Raw genomic sequence first — 17,579 nt, 5'->3', positions numbered from 1 at the left:
AATCTGACCATCCGTCCGTAAAAGCGACGCTTTAATTGTAACCTGCCTTCAAGGCTTATTTAGCCTAAAAAAGTGTTTCGAATAACTTAAATTTACGCTTCGAAAAATTTAAATACAACCATGAAAATCCTTATAAAAAACGCCCGGATCGTCAATGAAAACCAAATCGTAGAGAGTGACCTGCTCATCGAAAATGACCTGATACATACGATCGGTAAAGATATAGTTGCTGATGCAGACCGGGTAATAGACGCTGAAGGAAAATATCTGCTGCCCGGTGTGATTGATGACCAGGTCCATTTCCGCGAACCCGGTCTTACACATAAAGGAGATATTGAAAGTGAGTCCCGTGCGGCAGTTGCAGGTGGAGTGACAAGTTTTATTGAGCAGCCCAACACGGTGCCCAATGCGGTAACTCAGGATTTATTGGAGGATAAATATCAGATTGCAGCCCAGAAATCATTTGCCAATTATTCCTTTATGATGGGCGGTACCAACGACAATCTGGAGGAAGTGCTGAAAACCAATCCGCGCAATGTGGCTGGCATCAAACTTTTCCTGGGTTCCTCTACCGGAAATATGCTTGTTGACAATCCTGAAACTCTGGAAAATATCTTCAGCAATACCAAAATGCTGATTGCTGTTCACTGCGAAGATGAGGCCACGATCCGGAAGAATACCGAAATGTACCGCGCGCAGTATGGCGACGATATACCTATGGAATTTCATCACCTTATCAGAAGCGAGGCAGCCTGTTATATCTCCTCATCAAAAGCGGTGGAGCTGGCTGAAAAGACCGGTGCCAGACTTCATGTTTTCCATGTGTCTACCGCAAAGGAGACCTCACTTTTCAGAAATGATATTCCGCTCAGTGAAAAAAAGATTACTGCTGAAGTCTGCGTGCATCACCTTACATTTACAAACAAAGATTACGAATCCAAAGGAACCCTGATCAAGTGGAATCCTGCGGTTAAAACAAGGGCTGACCGTCAGGGTCTGTGGGATGCACTTCTGGACGACAGGATCGACGTTATTGCTACTGACCACGCACCGCATACAATGGAGGAAAAGGAAAATGTTTACACAAAGGCACCTTCCGGAGGTCCGCTCGTGCAGCATTCACTGCCGGTGATGCTGGAGAATTTCCGCAGCGGCAAGATTTCAATTGAAAAGATTGTGGAGAAAATGTGCCACAACCCGGCAATACTTTTCAGGATCGAAAAGCGAGGCTTTATACGCGAAGGTTATAAGGCAGATCTGGTTTTGGTGGATGATCAGTCGGAATGGACAGTTGCTAAAGACAACATGCTTTATAAGTGTGGCTGGAGCCCGCTGGAAGGCATGAAACTGCACTCAGAAGTGACGCACACCTTTGTCAACGGAAACCTGGCTTATGAGAACGGTGAAGTAAAACCGGAGAAATTTGGCGAAAGGCTGCTTTTTGTAGTTTAAACGGTTTAAGTTTTTTCAGCCGGAAATTTTTATCAAAAATTCGGATCCCCTTGCAACAATTCCATAAAATAATCGTCTAATACCATTTTAACAACAATATATTATGATCAGAAAAAAGTTTTTAATGCTTTTTGCTGTTGGGATTCTCTTCACCGCTCAGGCGCAGGATTACCAGTGGAAGGAAGCTAAGAGTGGCGGTTACACGTATAAATATGTGACCAACGATCCTACACAGGCCAGATTCTATACCCTGCAGAACGGACTCACCGTAATTCTGAGCCCGACTAAGAAAGATCCCCGAATCCAGGCATACATTGCCACAAAAGCGGGCAGTAAGACAGATCCTGCTACCAACACAGGTCTTGCACACTACCTGGAGCATATGCTTTTCAAAGGAACCGATAAGTACGGTTCCCTGGACTGGGCTAAGGAAAAGGCTGAACTCGACAAAATTGACGCACTTTACGAGCAGTACAACAAGTCTAAGGACGAAGTTAAACGTAAAGCCATCTACAAGAAAATTGACTCTGTTTCAGGTGTGGCGGCAAAGTATGCCATTGCCAACGAGTACGACAAAATGATGACCGCAATGGGAGCCCAGGGCACCAACGCATGGACGAATTTTGAGGAAACCGTTTATACCGATGATGTTCCGTCCAGCTCGCTGGACCGTTACCTTGCTGTTCAGGCAGAAAGGTTCAGAAATCCTGTGCTTAGGATTTTCCATACAGAATTGGAAGCCGTGTATGAAGAGAAAAACAGAACTTTGGATACCGACAGCAGAAAGGTTTTCGAAACTCTGTTCGCCACATTGTTCAAAAACCACAACTACGGTAAGCAAACCACAATCGGAACCGTTGAGCATTTAAAGAACCCATCTCTTGTGGAGATCCGCAAATACTTCAACAATTACTATGTTCCTAATAACATGGGAGTTATCCTTTCAGGTGATTTTAATCCTGATGATGCCATTGCGAAAATAGACCGGGCTTTCTCTTACATGAAGAACAAGCCGGTTCCGAAATATACCTTCCAGCCGGAACAGACAATGACGGCTCCTATCATTAAGGAAATTGTAGGTCCTGATGCCGAAAACCTTACTATTGGATACCGTTTACCGGGTAATAAAGACAAAGACGTTTTGCTTGCAGATTTGGTGGGATCTATCCTGACCAACGGAAAAGCCGGACTTCTGGACCTGAACCTGGTTAAGAAGCAGAAACTTCTTCGTGCAAGTGCATTCACATACACGCTGCAGGATCACGGAATCCTTTATCTTTCCGCAGCTCCAACTACGGGACAGACGCTGGAAGAAGTGCAGACTTTGGTGCTCAGCGAAATCGAAAATCTGAAAAAAGGAAATTTTGATGCTGATCTGATTCCTTCTATTGTAAATAACATCAAGAAAGAGAAAATCCAGAGTCTGGAACGTTACGGTGACAGAGCATCCATGCTGCAAAGCGCCTTCAATGCAGAGCTGGACTGGAAAGATCAGGTTGCATATGTAGATGATATCTCCAAAATCAAAAAAGAAGATGTTGTAGCCTTCGCCAATAAATATTTCGGAAATAATTATGTGGCCATCCTTAAGAAAAAAGGGGAGAACAAGAACCCTCAGAAAATCGAGAAGCCGTCCATCACGCCTGTTGAAACGAACCCCGATAAGCAGTCGGCGTTTGTAAAAATGGTGAACGAAATGCCGTCTACACCTTCAGAACCGGTATTTTTAGATTTTAATAAAGACATCCAGAAATCAAAACTTGGTAAGGCGGAAGTACTTTACGTGCCGAATACTGAAAACCAGCTTTTCAGACTGAGATACCGTTACAAAGTAGGAACACTTAATGACCCTAAACAGTCGCTGGCTTCCCAGTATCTTCAGTTCCTGGGAACGGATAAGAAATCTTCAGAAGAGATTTCAAAGGAGTTCTACAAGATTGCTTCCAGCTTCAATGTTTCTACCGGCGAAGAATACACGATGGTAACCATTGAAGGACTTCAGGAGAATTTTGACAAAGCTGTTAAGCTTTACGAAGACCTTGTAATGAACGCTAAGCCGGACGAAACCGCTCTTGCAGCGCTGAAAGCACGTATCGCCAAGTCCAGGAAAGATGCAAAAGCCAACAAAGGCGCAATCCTGCAGGGACTTACAAGCTATGCGATGTACGGCCCGAAGAACAAATTCAACAACACACTTTCCGATGCGGAAATCAACGCGGTTACCGCGCAGGAACTGGTGGACCGGATGAAGAATCTGAACAACTACGAGCAGACTGTGATCTATTACGGTCCGGAACCGCTTAAAAATCTGACTGCCAAACTGGGAACCATGCACAAAGTGCCGGCAACCTTTGCCTCGGCAGGCCCGCTGAAGACTTTCAAACAGCTTCCGCAGACCAAGACCCAGGTGCTGTTCACCGATTATGATATGGTGCAGGCCGAAACCCGTTGGATTCTCAATACAGACACCTACGATCCGGCAAAAACCCCAATGGTCATGGTGTTCAACAACTATTTCGGTGGCGGTATGGGTTCTGTGGTTTTCCAGACCATTCGTGAGAGCAAGGCTTTGGCCTACAGTACTTACGGGTATTATGTGCAGCCTTCCAAGAAAGACGACCAGTACTATATGATGAGTTATGTGGGCAGCCAGGCCGATAAGTTTGGTGATGCGGTAGGAGCGATGAACGAACTTCTGACCACCATGCCTCAGCTTCCGGTAAACCTGGATCTGGCCAAGAATTCAGTGAAAAAGGACATCCAGACCGAAAGGATTATGCAGGACGATATCATCTTCAGATATCTGGCCGCGCAGCAGCTCGGTCTGAAAGACGATATTCGCAAAGACCTCTACACCAATGTGGACAGGATCACGATGAGCGACCTTCAGAAATTCCATGCGACCAACATTTCAGGGAAACCCTACACGTATGCTTTGGTAGCTTCTGAAAAGAACATGAAAATGGACGATCTTAAAAAGATTGGCGAGGTGAAGAAAATCACCCTGGAAGAACTTTTCGGGTACTAAACCTTACAGAATATCAGTTACAGAAACTGCTCCGGATTGGAGCAGTTTTTTTAGTGTCATGGTAATGAACGTATATTTGTCATTGGCTTCGCCAAATCTTCGATTTCTGACGAAGGAAGAATCTCACCGAGTGAAGAGCTCAAAGTCAGGAGACTTTGCGCATCGGGGGTTTTTTATTTCCATTCACCAGTTTCAACCCAATGTTCAGCAGCTTTTCTCTTTTTCATGTTTTCTTGATTTTTTTCTCCGTACTCTACAGTTAGATAATTGTATTTTGGAAATTTCTGTCGTATTTTAATAAGATTGTTTGGGAAAATTGTCCAGTTCGAATGGAAATTTTTTAAATCTGAATTATAAATATTCTTCAGATGATTCAGTTCGTTGTTAAATTGTTTCAATGAGTCATTTTTATAAGTCTTCTCATTAAGATAAAATTCTGTCCAAAGGAACTGATTTGCGTCTTTGGTTCGTTTGAGGATTGAATCAGATTTTGTTATAAGAGTTTTCACGCTGTCATTCGTGTTTAACTTCTTAAGTAATAAATTTCTTTCTTGTAGCTTTAAATTAAGTTGTGAATATGATTGTTCAACTTTATTGTGATCTACAATACAACTTTTGTTGAGGTTCAGGAAATACAAATAAATTCCACCAAAAATTAGAGTGCAACAAGTAAGAAAAATAAATAAACAACTTTTAAAAGTTTTCATTAGAAAATGATTTGGATAAAATGTCGCATAACGGTTGGGTATTTCTGTTGGCGGGGATTATGATAACTGGTCTTTGTAAATATAACAAAATGAAAAAATAGTGAAAATCTTTATGATGTAAACTTCAACCCCCGCTAATAGAAATAGCTTGTTAGCCGTAGTTTTTTTATGTGAACCATTTAAACAAAACTCTGAATGGGCTTAAAACTATACTTTTTATTAGTCCCCAAAATGTCAAATCTGCAATTTTCTCTTTTTCGGGATTTCCAAAGTAAAAAGAGACAAGTATTAAAACAACAAAAAAAAGAAGAGCTGCAATGTTTTTAAATTTTTCTATTCTCAAATAACTCATTTCTTCAAAGGATTTTCTTTTCAACTAGTTTATAGTATTTTGTGTTTTCTATTAATGCCACTACTTCTAATCCTACATATATGTTATCGGTGTAACCCTCATTTTCTAAACCTAAATAGACAAATTGATTTTTATTAAATTTGATTAATCCATTTCGTGAGTGAGTATTTTTTATTGAATTATTTATGTCATATTTAAATTCTTTACTATCTTGAAAATTTGTTGCCTGCTGTTGGCTATCAATAAAATATGCATTAGTGAAGGGTTCTTCTTTCGTTGGTGCGGTTATAGTGTTTAATAGTTCACGCGTTAAAGAAGATTCAACTTCTACATTTTCTTTAACTGCTTTTCCTGCTAATGATAATTTTTTGACGCTATAACTTACATCATTAACTAAATTACCCTCTCCACTTTCGGCTCTAGCATTGGATAACGTTAAACGATAAATCCAATATTTTGTGTTTTCTGGAATTTCAACTGGAATGATAATTCTATCTCCTCCCATATTTACCATTCCTAAAAGTTTATGTGCTTCCATCGTCACTTGGTAGGGTTCGTGGAAAACATTTATAAGTTTGAATGTTACTAATTTTGTAAAATCTTTTTTATTTTCACTACTCCATATTGTATCATATTTTGGTAAAACCACTGCAGGTTTTTGTGGTTCACTGTTAACAAAAGTGGAAGGGTCTCTTTTTTCATCTGCTTGTGAAAATAACCAAAAACTACCTGCTAAAAGTAATAATAAACCAAAGCCAATTCCTCCAAATAAAAAATTTTTATTTTTTTTAGTTATAGTTTTATCTGTGCCGATAAGTGTTTGTCGCTGCCCTCGTGAAATCTCTAAAATTTTTTGCATCAAACTAACTAAATTTTGAGATTTATCTTTGTTTTTGGGAAACATTCTCTCAACATCGAAAGCACTTTCAGTTCCGTTCTTTAAACTTACAATAATAGAATGATTCACAATTCTTATAAAAGTAATATCGTTCCATAAAATTTTTGAAAGGTTATTTTTACTGAACCAATTACTTTCCGCTAATGAAAAGAAACGTTCGGTTATAATAAATGAATCTTTTTCGGTTAACCCATTTTGAATTAAAAGTAAAATTTCGTCATTATTTTGTAGGTTATGCGCATCGAATGCAAGTTTACTTTTTCCAATATTATTTGTTTTAAGCATTGGATAAGTATAGACTCCATTCCAAATTGAAGTTTTAATTATTCTTCCGTCTTTTTGTTCAAAATTGTATTTGTCAATTTCTCTTAGAATTGTGTTTTTCTTCATGTTTTACGGTCTGTTTTATAAATTACGGCTAACGTCCGGCGTATATGGAGGGTTGCGGCTGCTGCCCCAGATCTCCGTACAAAATCCGGACTTTAAACTTAGCGAAAATTCTGATACAAAAGCAGACTTCCGCAATCCGCCATATACGATGTTACCGCCCGTACGCGCGAGGAACATAATACCGGAGCGACTTAGTGATCACGAAATGCCGGAACCCGTTGTCCTGCTCTCGGAAAAAGCCCGGATTTCCAATGCTGAATTAATTACAAAAACGGATTTTGGACCGGCAGAAGGTAGTATGGGCGGTAACTCGTTTATATGTATGACAAAACTATATAGATCCCACAAATTCCCGTTGGCTTTGTATAAAAATCATCATACTTTCTCTCGCTAATCTACTCAAAAAACCCACCCACGCAAACACTTCCCGCCAAATGTTTTTACGGAATAACCTGAATACGCTAAGTATCATTATTTACACTTAAAATATTCACTTGAAACCTTACCAATTCAGCAATATATTTTTTAATTTTGATAGAGCCCGAAAGCGTAGATGCGCAGCACGATGCAGGTTGGTTTAAGCACAAAAATGGGGCGGTGCTGCTAAGTTTCCCGAAAACCTGTTGCACGCGTGCTTGGAGTTTTCGGGACTTCCCGAAAAGTTGTTACACGTGTGTTTGAGGTTTTCGGGAACACCCGAAAGGTTGTTGCACCTCTGCTTGGGACTTTCGGGAACATCCGAAAGGTTGTCGCACGCGTGCTTTGAACTTTCGGGAAAAAATCTTCAGGAAAACAGTTTTTTCATTCAATAATTCATTTAACTAAAAACACAAATGTCATGAATGCTATTGATTTTCCTAAACTCCGCAATGCAGAGTACCTGCAGTACATGAAAGATTTTGCAGGCATCATCAACCTCAACGATCCGGCCTCCCTGCAGATCGCCGCCAAACTCACAGCCTTCACCACCAAAACCGACGAGCTGGAAGACCTCTTCAAAAAAGCCCTGGCCAACGACCGCACGCGCGTCATCCTGCAGCTGGATGAGCGCCGGGATAATGCCATCAACGGTATCTCGGCCTTCCTGCAGGGCTACACCTACCATTACGAAGCCGATAAAAAGCAGCACACCGAAAAACTGCTGGCCAATATGGCCCATGTACGGCAACGGAATCGCGCGCCAGAATTATCAGTCGGAAACCGCCACGCTGAACAATATGCTGAACGATTTCGCCACCAAACCCGAACTGGCCGCGGCGGTGACGGCTTTCAGCCTGCAGCCCTGGCTCGACGAACTGCAGGATGCCAACACCCAGTTCAATGACGAATACCTCACCCGAACCCAGGAATACGGCGCCGCCAATCCGGAGACCCTCAAATCGAAAAGGGAGGAAGTGAATGTCGCTTACTACGCCCTGCGCGACCGCATCGATGCGCTGCACACGCTGGTGGAAACGCCGCCATCGCCCTACACCACGGTGATCAATCAGCTCAACGCACTCACCGATCAGTATAATACCTTGCTGCTGCACCGCACCCTGCCGCCGGAAAATGCGCCGGATACTTCGGAATAAGCGGGAGGCAGTAAGCTGTAAGCTGTAAGCAGTAAGCCTTGCTGAAGTATAAAGGTGAGTTTGGAAATGTGGGATTGCTTCGCTCCACTGCGTTCCGCTCGCAATGACGGCGTTGGAAGTTTTGTTGGGTTAAGTATCCGGTGGCTGAGGCTCTCGAAGCTAGCTGGGATTGCTCCACTGGTTTCCTTTGAAATTACAGGCGCATTTTTGTCATGCTGAAAGCATCTCTGCGAAGATTCTTCCGGAATGCATGCACCACCAACTCCCCAAAACTATTTAGCAAATAGCAATCTTAAAAGCACCGCTTTAAATTTTCATTAACTTTAAGCCTCAAACTCAAACTCAACCTTAACCTCAACCTCAACCTTACCCTATGAAATACACAGAACCCATGCTCCGCGAAGGCGCCCTGAAAGATAAAGTAGCCATTGTAACCGGTGGCGGCAGTGGTCTCGGAAAAGCCATGACCAAATACTTCCTGGAACTCGGTGCGAAAGTGGTGATTACCTCCAGAAATCTTGAAAAACTTCAGGCCACAGCTAAAGAACTCGAAGACCAGACGGGCGGAAAAGTACTTTGTGTACAGTGCGACGTAAGGAACTGGGATGAGGTGGAAGCCATGAAAGAAGCGGCGGTAAAAGAATTTGGCCGGATTGATATCCTGCTCAACAATGCTGCCGGCAATTTCATCTCGCCTACGGAAAGACTCACGCATTCGGCCTTTGATTCCATTCTGGATATTGTGCTGAAGGGCACTAAGAATTGTACGCTCTCCGTCGGTAAATACTGGATAGACAATAAAATTCCGGGAACTGTGCTGAACATCGTCACTACTTACTCGTGGACGGGCTCTGCTTACGTCGTTCCGTCTGCGTGTGCAAAAGCCGGCGTACTGGCGATGACCAGAAGTCTGGCGGTGGAGTGGGCTAAGTACAATATCCGTTTCAACGCCATCGCACCGGGACCTTTCCCGACAAAAGGTGCCTGGGACCGACTTTTGCCCGGCGATTTGCAGGAAAAATTCGATATGAGGAAGAAAGTTCCCCTGCGCAGGGTAGGCGAACATCAGGAGCTTGCGAACCTGGCGGCCTATCTTGTCTCCGATTATTCTGCCTACATGAACGGCGAAGTAGTGACAATCGATGGTGGTGAATGGCTTCAGGGTGCGGGTGAATTTAATATGCTAGAAGAGATTCCGCAGGAAATGTGGGATATGCTGGAGGCGATGATCAAGGCGAAGAAATCGCAATAAATCAATTTAAACTCAGATGTTTCGTCTGGGTTTTTTTATTTTTAAAGTTAAATTTTTCAAAGTCGCTAAAAACTGTTTTTATGTGTTATTATGTTGATTCTTCACTTACTAAAAAAGATATCAGGCGCATCTACAATATCGGTACGGAGGGTGCAGATTATACACCGACGGCCTTCATGAGCGGTTTTACCCATGAAAAACTGCCGGTAATTCTGGACGAAACACCGCAGGAGCTGAGTGCTGCCAATTGGGGTCTTATTCCTGTTTGGGCTAAAGATGAAGAGATCCGGCGGCAAACTTTGAATGCAAAGATTGAAACCATCAAAGATAAACCTGCGTTCCGCAAAAGCTATGAGAGCCGCTGCCTCGTCATCGTCAAAGGTTTTTATGAATGGAAATGGCTCGATACCAAAGGCCGCGAAAAGCACAAGCATTATTTGACCCTGAAAAACCAGGAGGTTTTTTCGCTCGCTGGCATCTACAGCCACTGGACAAATCCCCAAACGGAGGAAGAATTGACCACATTTTCGGTAGTGACAACGCAGGCAAATGAACTGATGGCCGAAATTCACAACATCAAACACCGGATGCCCGTGGTGCTTTACAAAGCCACGGAAAATGACTGGCTGCGCGGTGCCGAAATTGAAGAATTCGCCTATCCCAATCACGAGTGTGATTTGCAGGCCGTGGATCTGGATTACCGGCCGACGCTTTTTGACTGAGTTTTATAATCGTTTCCTGATTTAATGATGTCTTGCCGGCGTATGCTTAATGTAATCTGAAAGCACTTTCATCTGGTCGCGGTGGCCTTTTTCGACAAGTTTTTGGTATTTCGCAGGATCGTTCAGGTCATAGAAACGCTGCACGGTTTTGTTTGCTTTAATGATCAGCTGCGGAAATATGGCAGCTGTGCGAACCTTTGGAATCTGAAGCCGCTCATTGATTTCGGGGTCAAGCAGATGCCAGTTCATACTTTGGTGAAGTTTGAGCAATAACCGCCGCTGGAACATGAAGCGGTTGATGGTATTCACCAGGTTTTCATCGAGCAAAGCCTGCGCAAGCTGCACAGAATCTTCATCGCCTTTATCCTGCACCGTGCTCCACAGATAGAGCTGTTCTACGGCTTCCTGACGGTTTTCGGGAAGGTATTCGGGCGGAATACCCAGCAGATAACCGATGTATTTCCACAAATGAAATACACCCTTTTCCTCCTCAGGCGAGATCACGATACCCAGTTTGCGCAGACCCTGCATCAGCACCAGACTGAAGCCGGTGTAGGTAGCGATCATATCCCAGAAATTAATCGGTTCGCCCCATTTTTCAACGTCCCAGCTGTCCCGTTTTTTATTGATCTGAAGGCGTGCGTACGAGTGCATCAGCCTGGTCCGCGCCGTGAGTTGGTAGGCTTCGGAATTTAACTGGAGTCCGTTTTCACGCGTTACGTGGATCCAGAACTCGAGAGTGTCTTTTAATCTTTTCACGGCGCCTTTTTTCAGGATGCCGGTGAAGATAAGCGGTTTGTTGAGGTAGGCATAATCATATCCACCCATCAAAGAGAAATCGCGCAGGATAATGAGCGAATTCACGCCGCTGCGCATACAGAAGCGCGCGCCTGTGTTCGCAAGTTCCTGATTAAACCATTCGGGGATTTCCTGCATTTGGAGAAACAGATTTTTCACGCCGGGAGGCAAATCTGAATCCTTATCGATCTTCTGTTTTGTGGCTGTTTCAATGATACGCGAAGCCTCCGGATACGGCATGGAGAGGTAAGTTTCCTTTACGGCGGCGTCTCCAGGTTCATCCACAAGATAGTAGAGGTGCGAAAATCGGTCAAACTTGCGGATATCGGGCGTCAGTTCAGCCCACTCGAGTAATTCTTTGCCGTTACCCGATTCCCAAAAATTCCTGAAGTGCGGTGAATTGTAAAATATTGGCTTTGCCTGCATGCGAAGCCTACACCAAAATTTGCGCCTTTTTGTTTTGATTATTGTCAAACCGACTTTAATCTTTTGACTGCTAGATATCCAAAACTTTAGGCAAAGACCTAAAAAAAACGCTCCGATAAATCGAAGCGTTTAATCAAAATTTTGTAGACCCACAGGGATTCGAACCCCAACTGATGGTACCAAAAACCAGAGTGCTACCGTTACACCATGGGTCTGTTTTCATTTTGGTGGTGCAAATCTAAAAAATATTTTCATTCGATGCAAAAATTTTCCCACAAAAAATTTATTTAATCTTTTTGCCGCGTTTTTTTGTGGCTCTTTCTGTCTGAAATTTCGTATTTTTGATAAAATATTATTTTAAAATGAGCAGTACTGACGATAAGAAAAAAGCACTCGCGCTGGTGCTTGATAAATTAGATAAAACCTACGGTAAAGGTACCGTGATGACGCTTGGCGACGCTTCTGTGGATGATACCATTGAGGTGATTCCTTCAGGATCGCTGGGTCTCGATTTTGCTTTGGGCGTAGGCGGCTATCCGCGCGGCCGCGTCATCGAGATTTACGGACCGGAATCTTCGGGTAAGACGACTTTAACGCTGCACGCGATCGCGGAAGCGCAGAAGACCGGCGGTATTGCCGCTTTCATAGATGCTGAGCACGCGTTTGACAGACATTACGCCGCGAAACTTGGGATCAACCTCGATGACCTGATCATTTCGCAGCCCGATAATGGTGAACAGGCACTCGAAATTGCGGATAACCTGATCCGTTCCGGCGCGATCGACATCGTGGTAATCGACTCGGTTGCTGCTTTGACGCCAAAAGCGGAGATCGAAGGTGAAATGGGTGATTCCAAAATGGGACTTCACGCCAGACTGATGTCGCAGGCTTTAAGAAAACTGACAGGAACGATTTCAAAGACAAAATGTACGGTGATATTTATCAACCAACTTCGTGAAAAAATCGGGGTTATGTTTGGGAATCCGGAAACTACCACTGGTGGTAACGCGCTTAAATTCTATGCTTCGGTAAGAATCGACATCCGTAAAGCCAGCGCGCCGATTAAAACCGGCGATGAAGCTGTGGGAAGCCGCGTGAAGGTGAAAATCGTGAAGAACAAAGTTGCACCTCCGTTCAAAATGGCCGAATTCGACATTATGTACGGTGAAGGTGTTTCAAAAGTGGGCGAAATTCTCGACATGGCTGTGGAAACCGGTGTGGTGAAAAAAAGCGGCTCATGGTTCAGCTATGAAGAAACGAAACTTGGGCAGGGTCGTGACGGCGTGCGCGATATGCTGAAAGACAATCCTGAACTTGCGGAAGAGCTTGAACTGAAGATCAGAGAAGTTATTAAAAATAAGTAATCCGGTTTTTTTTAAATACATAAAGACAGTTTCAGGCTGTCTTTTTTTGTGCTTAATGCCAAAATGTCCAACTTATCCGGCTGGTACCCAATTTGAAAAACACCAGCCATAAAATTTAAACCATTATGACTAAAGGAAATATCAATGTTTCAGTGGAGAATATCTTCCCACTGATCAAAAAGTTTCTCTACAGCGACCACGAAATTTTCCTGCGGGAACTGATTTCGAATGCTACAGATGCTACTTTGAAACTGAAACACCTCACAAACATCGGTGAAGCTAATGTTGATTACGGAACGCCTCAGATCGAAGTGAAGATCGACAAAGAAGGCAAGAAGCTTCACATTATCGATCAGGGAATCGGGATGACCGGTGAAGAAGTGGAAAAATACATCAATCAGGTTGCATTTTCCGGTGCTGAAGAATTTCTGGAGAAATACAAAGACAGCGCGAAAGACGCAGGAATCATCGGCCATTTCGGTCTTGGATTCTATTCTGCGTTCATGGTGGCTGAAAAGGTGGAAATCATCACCAAATCTTACAAAGACGAGCCGGCAGTACGCTGGATCTGTGACGGCAGCCCGGAATATTCAATCGAAGAAACCGACAAAGCTACACGCGGAACTGAAATCATTCTGCACATCGCGGAGGATTCCACGGAATTTCTGGAAGAAAGCAGAATCCGTGAGCTGTTGCTGAAATACAACAAATTCATGCCCGTCCCGATTAAATTCGGAACAAAAACGGAAACTTTGCCATTGCCGGAAGATGCTGCGGAAGATGCAAAACCTGAAACCAAGGAAGTTGATAACATCATCAATAACCCAACACCAGCCTGGACGAAAGCGCCATCTGAATTAAAAGACGAAGATTACAAAAATTTCTACCGCGAACTGTATCCGATGCAGTTCGAGGATCCGCTTTTCCATATTCATCTGAATGTTGATTATCCGTTCAACCTGACAGGAATTTTGTTCTTCCCGAAATTGGGTAATAATCTGAACATCGAAAAGGATAAAATCCAGCTGTACCAAAACCAGGTATTTGTGACCGATGAGGTGAAAGGTATTGTACCGGATTTCCTTATGCTTCTAAGAGGTGTGATCGATTCTCCGGATATTCCGCTGAATGTTTCGCGTTCTTATCTGCAGGCAGATGGCGCGGTGAAGAAAATCTCTTCTTACATCACCAAAAAAGTTGGTGATAAGATGGCTTCGCTGATCAATGAAAACCGTGAAGATTTCGAGAAAAAGTGGAATGACATCAAAATCGTGATCGAATACGGAATGATTTCCGAAGATAAATTCTACGATAAATCCGACAAGTTTGCGCTTTATCCGAATGTTGACGGCAAGTATTTCCTTTGGAGTGAGCTGGAGGAAAAAATTAAAGCCAACCAAACAGACAAAGACGGCAACCTCGTGATCCTTTACGCCAGCGATGAGCACGATCAGCACAGCTACGTGCAGGCCGCGAAAGACAAAGGGTATGAAGTACTGCTTCTGGATTCACCGATCGTGCCGCATCTGATTCAAAAGCTTGAAGGTTCGAAAGAAAAAATTCAGTTTGCGAGAGTGGATGCCGATCACATCAATAATCTGATCAGAAAAGATGAGCCCGTAATCTCAAAACTGAATGAAGAGGAAAAAGAAACTTTAAAGAAAACCGTTGAGGAAGGCATTTCAGATGCTAAATTCACGGTTCAGCTTGAAGATCTTGACAGCAGCGATGCGCCTTTCATCATCACTCAGCCCGAATTTATGCGCCGTATGAAGGATATGCAGGCCACGGGCGGCGGCGGAATGTTCGCGATGGGCGGTTTCCCGGAGATGTATAACCTCGTGGTGAATACCAACAGTGAGCTGGCCGGAAAAATCCTTACCACGGAGAACGCCGAAGAGAAAATTTCCCAAATTAAGCATGCGCTGGATTTGGCGAAGCTTTCGCAAAACCTTTTGAAAGGGAAGGAGTTGACTGATTTTATCCAGAGAAGTTATCAGGAACTGGCGAAATAGAATTTTATTTTGCGCACGCTAAAGGCTTCAAATAAAACCGGTGGAATTTTTCCGCCGGTTTTTTAACGACAGTTTTAGATTATAATTCTTCGAGGGGATTCCAGAAGATGTTTTTAAAATCAACAATTCGTCCGTCCACAACTTCAATTCCTTCACGGTATAATTTAATTGTAAAAGCTTGCAGACAACTGGCGGTAATTCGTCCCGACGAATTGCAAACGCGGTGCGCGGGAAAGTCATCACCGTAATTCCTGAGTGCATTGCCCACATGCCGTGAATGATTTGGATAGCCGACCGCTTTTGCGATCGCGCCATAAGAAGTGACGCGTCCGGGCGGGATCAGCCGGATCACCTCAAAAACCTGCTTCCGGAACAATTCATCCATCCTTCAAAATTAAGATTTTATAAATCCTTATCTTTGCACAAAGCAAAAATTATGAACAAACCGATTACAGAATTTATCGAAAAATATTACCTGCATTTTAACTCGGCGGCTTTGGTAGACGCTTCTAAGGGTTATGTGGCGCACCTGAAAGACGGTGGTAAAATGATGATCACGCTGGCCGGCGCTATGTCTACGGCGGAAATCGGTAAGATCTTAGCCGAAATGATCCGTCAGGATAAGGTGGATATCATTTCATGTACCGGAGCAAACCTTGAAGAAGATTTAATGAATTTGGTTGCGCATTCACATTACGAAAGAGTGCCGCATTACCGCGACCTTACCGCACAGGATGAATGGAATTTGCTTGAAAGAGGCCTGAATCGTGTGACAGACACGTGTATCCCGGAGGAGGAAGCGTTCCGCAGACTGCAGAAACATATCGTGGAAATCTGGAAAGACGCGGAAGCCAAGGGCGAAAGATATTTCCCACACGAATATATGTACAAAATGCTACTTTCAGGCGTTCTGGAACAATACTACGAAATCCCGAAAGAGAACTCTTGGATGTTGGCCGCGGCGGAGAAAAACCTGCCGATCGTGGTGCCGGGCTGGGAAGATTCTACGATGGGAAATATTTTCTCAAGCTACTGCATCAAAGGAGAACTTAAGGCTTCAACGATGAAGTCGGGTATTGAATATATGATGTATCTGGCTGACTGGTATCCGAAAAATTCGGGTGGAAAAGGCGTTGGTTTCTTCCAGGTCGGTGGCGGTATTGCCGGAGATTTCCCAATCTGCGTGGTTCCGATGCTGTACCAGGATATGGAAATGACGGATATTCCGTTCTGGAGCTATTTCTGCCAGATTTCAGATTCAACCACGTCTTACGGATCTTATTCCGGTGCCGTACCAAACGAAAAAATCACTTGGGGCAAACTCGACATCAACACACCGAAGTTTATCGTTGAAAGTGATGCGACCATCTGTGCGCCATTGATGTTCTCTTATATTTTGGAAAATTCTTAAGTGCTTAAATTTATAAAAACTAAAAGTACAACCGGTTTGGTTGTACTTTTTTTATTTAGTTATGGAAAAACAATCGAGTTTAGTTCTGCGACCAGGGCTCAACTTTCAGGATTTCGATTTTTCTTTCACCGTCTGCGAAAGGCCATTCAATCACATCACCTACTTTATAGCCTAATGTCGCCAACGCGATGTCAGAAAGGATAGAATGCTTGTTCTTTTTAGGCTTAGCCTGTTTTACACCCACAAAAATGTATTCTTTTTCCTGGTTTTCGGTGTGGTCTTTTATCGTCACTTTCGTATCAACGGTCACCACATCTTCCGGAAGTTCGCGGCGGCGAACCTGTACTGCATTCCGCAACTCCGCGGTCAGCCTTTCTTCTTCAGCTGCTGTTACCCGTTTTCTGCGTAAGTGATCTTTGATTGCGTCGTAAATTCCTGTAGTTAAAATTATCCGTTCTGTCATTTCTTTTGATTTTTGTTCTAAGATTTGCAGTGCATTCAAATCCAGACCCTCCGCGCGTGCGGGAGCCGGATCTTGTATTTACTGCATTGAAAAATTTAATTAAAAAATGGAGTTTCCCCGTCACTCATTCGGACAGGGTTCAGGAGATAAAGTCTTTGGAACTTTTTAGGAACGAATCTGTGTGCAGATATAGCAATGATTGCAATAGCCTCGCTGCACGATTCGTATCGGATGTAAAGGTTAGTGTTGTCAAGGTATTATTCTTGTCTGAGTACAAACATACTGAATAAAGTACTATAAAACAAGTATTTAGCAATCATTAACAAATCCGTTCAAAAGCGGAACTTCCGCTGCTCTTTCTTTTCGGAGATCTGCTTTTTCGCCTGGATTCGTTTTTCAATCTGTCTTTTTGAAGGTTTTGTCGCTTTTCGCGGCTTCTGTCTCACCAGCGATCTGTTTACGAGTTCCAAAAGCTTTTGAACCGCAATTTTTTTGTTCTGGAGCTGAGTCCGCGATTCCGAAACGGTGAGTTGCAGCACACCCTCAGCGTTAATCCGATTGCGGAGCTTATCTTTAATTAATTCAATATCTTCAGCACTGAACATTTTAGTCTCTGACACCGGCCACATCACCGTCACCGAAGTTTCAACTTTGTTTACGTTCTGTCCGCCCGCGCCACTGCTGCGTGATGTTTTGAACGATAATTCCCGGGTGAAATCTTTCATTT

Annotated in this window: 17 protein-coding genes and 1 tRNA gene; 9 read left to right on the top strand and 9 right to left on the bottom strand. The window is 43.4% G+C overall.

What is annotated here, in order from left to right:
* The first annotated feature begins 120 nt into the window (after positions 1-120).
* Entirely contained in the window at positions 121-1,452 is a 1,332-nt protein-coding gene (locus H9628_RS01470) for a dihydroorotase (RefSeq protein WP_251832338.1), read from the top strand.
* 103 nt (positions 1,453-1,555) lie between these two features.
* The gene (locus H9628_RS01465) at positions 1,556-4,480 is read left to right on the top strand and encodes a M16 family metallopeptidase (protein WP_262891776.1); all 2,925 of its coding nucleotides are present in this window, start codon (positions 1,556-1,558) and stop codon (positions 4,478-4,480) included.
* A gap of 173 nt (positions 4,481-4,653) precedes the next feature.
* Here the strand turns inward: H9628_RS01465 and H9628_RS01460 are convergent, their stop codons facing one another.
* The 3 genes from H9628_RS01460 to H9628_RS01450 form a co-directional block, all read right to left on the bottom strand.
* Positions 4,654-4,989, bottom strand: coding sequence for a hypothetical protein (locus tag H9628_RS01460; protein WP_251832337.1), 336 nt, complete (start codon positions 4,987-4,989; stop codon positions 4,654-4,656).
* 364 nt (positions 4,990-5,353) lie between these two features.
* Positions 5,354-5,563, bottom strand: a complete 210-nt coding sequence (locus tag H9628_RS01455) for a hypothetical protein (protein WP_251832336.1) — start codon at positions 5,561-5,563, stop codon at positions 5,354-5,356.
* A complete protein-coding gene (locus H9628_RS01450; RefSeq protein ID WP_251832335.1) occupies positions 5,544-6,827 on the bottom strand; it encodes a hypothetical protein in 1,284 nt (427 codons plus the stop codon). The genes H9628_RS01455 and H9628_RS01450 overlap by 20 nt, the downstream gene beginning before the upstream one ends.
* Here H9628_RS01450 and H9628_RS01445 point away from each other — a divergent pair.
* A complete protein-coding gene (locus tag H9628_RS01445) occupies positions 6,826-7,221 on the top strand; it encodes a hypothetical protein (RefSeq protein ID WP_251832334.1) in 396 nt (131 codons plus the stop codon). The two genes, H9628_RS01450 and H9628_RS01445, sit on opposite strands and share 2 nt — an antisense overlap.
* A gap of 423 nt (positions 7,222-7,644) precedes the next feature.
* Here H9628_RS01445 and H9628_RS01440 read toward each other — a convergent pair whose 3' ends face one another.
* Positions 7,645-7,986, bottom strand: coding sequence for a hypothetical protein (locus tag H9628_RS01440; protein WP_251832333.1), 342 nt, complete (start codon positions 7,984-7,986; stop codon positions 7,645-7,647).
* Between H9628_RS01440 and H9628_RS01435 the strand changes: the two genes are divergently transcribed.
* The 3 genes from H9628_RS01435 to H9628_RS01425 all read left to right on the top strand — a co-directional run bounded on the left by H9628_RS01435 (position 7,985) and on the right by H9628_RS01425 (position 10,375).
* Positions 7,985-8,401, top strand: a complete 417-nt coding sequence (locus tag H9628_RS01435) for a DUF6261 family protein (RefSeq protein WP_251832332.1) — start codon at positions 7,985-7,987, stop codon at positions 8,399-8,401. The two genes, H9628_RS01440 and H9628_RS01435, sit on opposite strands and share 2 nt — an antisense overlap.
* A gap of 373 nt (positions 8,402-8,774) precedes the next feature.
* Complete coding sequence (locus H9628_RS01430) at positions 8,775-9,653, top strand: SDR family oxidoreductase (protein WP_251832331.1); 879 nt, start codon at positions 8,775-8,777, stop codon at positions 9,651-9,653.
* Between the two features lie 80 nt (positions 9,654-9,733).
* On the top strand, positions 9,734-10,375 hold the full coding sequence (locus tag H9628_RS01425; protein ID WP_251832330.1) for an SOS response-associated peptidase: 642 nt from the start codon (positions 9,734-9,736) through the stop codon (positions 10,373-10,375).
* Between the two features lie 21 nt (positions 10,376-10,396).
* Here H9628_RS01425 and H9628_RS01420 read toward each other — a convergent pair whose 3' ends face one another.
* Both H9628_RS01420 and H9628_RS01415 read right to left on the bottom strand, forming a co-directional pair.
* Positions 10,397-11,599, bottom strand: coding sequence for an oxygenase MpaB family protein (locus H9628_RS01420; protein WP_251832329.1), 1,203 nt, complete (start codon positions 11,597-11,599; stop codon positions 10,397-10,399).
* A gap of 144 nt (positions 11,600-11,743) precedes the next feature.
* Positions 11,744-11,814: transfer RNA gene (locus tag H9628_RS01415), tRNA-Gln, on the bottom strand.
* A 147-nt stretch (positions 11,815-11,961) separates the two neighbouring features.
* Between H9628_RS01415 and recA the strand changes: the two genes are divergently transcribed.
* Together recA and htpG are read left to right on the top strand one after the other, a co-directional pair.
* Positions 11,962-12,963 (top strand): recombinase RecA, encoded by a 1,002-nt coding sequence (recA, locus tag H9628_RS01410; protein ID WP_251832328.1) that lies wholly within the window; start codon positions 11,962-11,964, stop codon positions 12,961-12,963.
* Positions 12,964-13,088: 125 nt separating this feature from the next.
* Positions 13,089-14,978: a molecular chaperone HtpG gene (gene htpG, locus H9628_RS01405; RefSeq protein WP_251832327.1), complete on the top strand. Its 1,890-nt coding sequence runs from the start codon at positions 13,089-13,091 to the stop codon at positions 14,976-14,978.
* A gap of 79 nt (positions 14,979-15,057) precedes the next feature.
* Here the strand turns inward: htpG and H9628_RS01400 are convergent, their stop codons facing one another.
* Positions 15,058-15,363, bottom strand: coding sequence for an MGMT family protein (locus H9628_RS01400; protein WP_251832326.1), 306 nt, complete (start codon positions 15,361-15,363; stop codon positions 15,058-15,060).
* A gap of 51 nt (positions 15,364-15,414) precedes the next feature.
* Between H9628_RS01400 and H9628_RS01395 the strand changes: the two genes are divergently transcribed.
* A complete protein-coding gene (locus H9628_RS01395) occupies positions 15,415-16,389 on the top strand; it encodes a deoxyhypusine synthase family protein (RefSeq protein ID WP_251832325.1) in 975 nt (324 codons plus the stop codon).
* A gap of 79 nt (positions 16,390-16,468) precedes the next feature.
* Here the strand turns inward: H9628_RS01395 and H9628_RS01390 are convergent, their stop codons facing one another.
* Both H9628_RS01390 and arfB read right to left on the bottom strand, forming a co-directional pair.
* Positions 16,469-16,852 carry a GreA/GreB family elongation factor gene (locus tag H9628_RS01390; RefSeq protein ID WP_251832324.1) on the bottom strand — a complete coding sequence of 128 codons (384 nt, stop codon included), beginning with the start codon at positions 16,850-16,852 and terminating at the stop codon, positions 16,469-16,471.
* Between the two features lie 332 nt (positions 16,853-17,184).
* Positions 17,185-17,577, bottom strand: a complete 393-nt coding sequence (gene arfB, locus H9628_RS01385) for an alternative ribosome rescue aminoacyl-tRNA hydrolase ArfB (protein WP_251832323.1) — start codon at positions 17,575-17,577, stop codon at positions 17,185-17,187.
* Between the last annotated feature and the right edge of the window lie 2 nt (positions 17,578-17,579).

Source organism: Kaistella pullorum, from assembly GCF_014837035.1.
Classification (GTDB): Bacteria; Bacteroidota; Bacteroidia; order Flavobacteriales; family Weeksellaceae; genus Kaistella; species Kaistella rhinocerotis.
Note: the sequence above shows the minus strand (reverse complement) of the source record. Positions and strands in the feature narration are given on the sequence as shown.